The following is a 2,369-nucleotide window of genomic DNA, read 5'->3' as shown; positions in this document are numbered from 1 at the left end:
CAAATACCCTAAGTTTTTTGTCATTAGCCTGCACATGATTGCGAAGATAAATAAACAGCTTCAGTACTATGATAAAAGGAATGGCGAAGGTTGTCAAGTAGTTTTTTTACGTCGGAACTCTTGAACAAGTTTTTGTTCCTCATGAGTAAATTAATGCTATTCTTTTATTACTGGTCTGAAGTTTTTTTATGTTCATACACTTGCGTGTTCACAGTGTTTATTCACTGCTTGAGAGTTCGGTCAAAATTGAGGAGCTGAGTAGCCTTTGTTTGCGGAATAAAATGCCAGCAGTTGCGATAACTGATTCAGGTAACTTATTTGGCTCACTCGAGTTTGCAGAATATGCGGCAAATAGGGGAATACAGCTAATAATAGGATGCAATATTATAGTTCGACACTCAGAGCAAAATCTACCCATATTATTGCTTGCAAAAAACGAGCGAGGGTACGCTCACTTGGTTACTTTGGTGAGTGAGTCCTTTAGAAAGCGCAAAAATAGCGACGATATTCCTTATGTTGATTTTAATGAGCTATTAAGTTTAAGTTCAGGCCTAATCGCCTTAACTGGTGGATATGACGGCATATTGGCTCAACTGTTGTTGAAGCAAGATAAAGAAACGATAAAAAGACTACTTTCAGCATTCAATGGTCATTTATATGTTGAATTGCAGCGTCATGAGCTTAGTAAAGAGTTGGAGCTCGAGGAAACCTTGATAGATTTTGCTTACCAGTACGATATACCCCTGGTTGCAACGAATGATGTATTTTTTCCCAACAGGTCTGACCATGAAGCTTATGATATATTAACATGCATATCAGAAGGAAGTTATGCTCTCGAGAATAACAGAAAGAAGCTAACTACTGAGCATTATTTCAAATCTGTGGCAGAAATGGAGGAGCTATTTAGCGATATTCCCGAAGCGATTCATAATACCTCAGTAGTAGCCAGACGGTGCTCTTACATGCCAAGAAGTAGGCAGCCTATTTTGCCTAAATTTCCTTGTCGAGAGAATAAAACTGAGAATGAAGAACTGAAGGAACAGGCAATTGCAGGGTTGGAACTTCGTATTGCACAATCTTCTTCTGTCATTCCAGCGCGTGACGCTGGAATCCAGGAAAAAAGAAATATGAATCCCAGTGTCAAGCACTGGGATGACACCCATGATGTTGATTTTAAGCAATACTACGATCGGCTAAGTTACGAACTAAGCGTAATAACTTCAATGAACTACGCTGGCTACTTTTTGATAGTTTCTGATTTCATTCGTTGGAGTAAAGCAAACGGCATTCCAGTTGGTCCAGGAAGAGGTTCTGGTGCTGGATCAATTGTTGCTTGGGCGCTGCAGATTACAGATCTTGACCCAATAAAATTTGGTCTGATCTTTGAAAGATTTTTAAATCCTGATCGTATATCGATGCCTGACTTTGACATCGATTTCTGCCAGGAAAAGAGAGATTTAGTTATTGACTATGTTCGGAAGAAGTATGGTTATGTTGCTCAGATAATCACTTTTGGAAAATTACAGGCAAGAGCTGTGCTGCGCGATGTTGGAAGGGTATTGCAGATGCCTTACGCTCAGGTGGATAAAATATCTAAGATGGTTCCGTTTAATCCGGTAAACCCTGTAACTTTATCACAAGCGATAGAGCTTGATCAAAATCTGCAGAAAGAAAGGGATAGCGATGAAGTAATTGCAAAACTCCTTGATATCTCTCTTAAGCTTGAGGGGATATATCGTCACGTTTCAACTCATGCGGCTGGAATTGTGATATGCGATCAAAAGTTAGAAAATTTTGTTCCTGTTTATTATGATCCAAATTCGGCTCTGCCAATTACTCAATACAGCATGAAATATGTGGAGAAAGCTGGACTAATAAAGTTTGATTTTCTCGGACTTGGTACACTGACGCTGATAGATCATGTATGTCGTTTAATTAATCGTAATGAAAGAAAAATTGATATTTCCTCGGTTCCTTTAGATGATCAGAGAACCTATGAAATGCTCTCAAGAGGTGATTCAATTGGAGTGTTCCAGCTTGAAAGTTCGGGAATGAGAGAAGCTTTAATCAAGCTAAAACCAGACTGTATTGAAGATATCATCGCTTTGATTTCCCTTTATCGTCCAGGGCCGATGGATAACATTCCAACTTATGTTGCAAGAAAGCACGGGCCTGAAAAGCCAGATTATATTCATCCATTACTCGAGAAGGTATTAAAAGAAACATTTGGAGTAATAATCTACCAAGAGCAGGTGATGGAAATAGCGCGTATTCTCTCTGGATATAGCTTAGCTGAAGCAGATCTACTGAGGCGTGCTATGGGTAAGAAAATCAAAGAAGAGATGGATAAACAACGTGAACTTTTCATC

General features: G+C 39.1%; 1 protein-coding gene. It reads left to right on the top strand.

The window, feature by feature from the left end:
- Nucleotides 1-188: 188 nt before the first annotated feature.
- Nucleotides 189-2,369 (top strand): DNA polymerase III subunit alpha (gene dnaE, locus GO685_RS04830; protein WP_175937809.1); only part of this gene is annotated, 2,181 nt, incomplete at its 3' end.

Origin of the sequence: Wolbachia endosymbiont of Madathamugadia hiepei (assembly GCF_013366855.1) — a bacterium.
Classification (GTDB): Bacteria; Pseudomonadota; Alphaproteobacteria; order Rickettsiales; family Anaplasmataceae; genus Wolbachia.
Note: the sequence above shows the minus strand (reverse complement) of the source record. Positions and strands in the feature narration are given on the sequence as shown.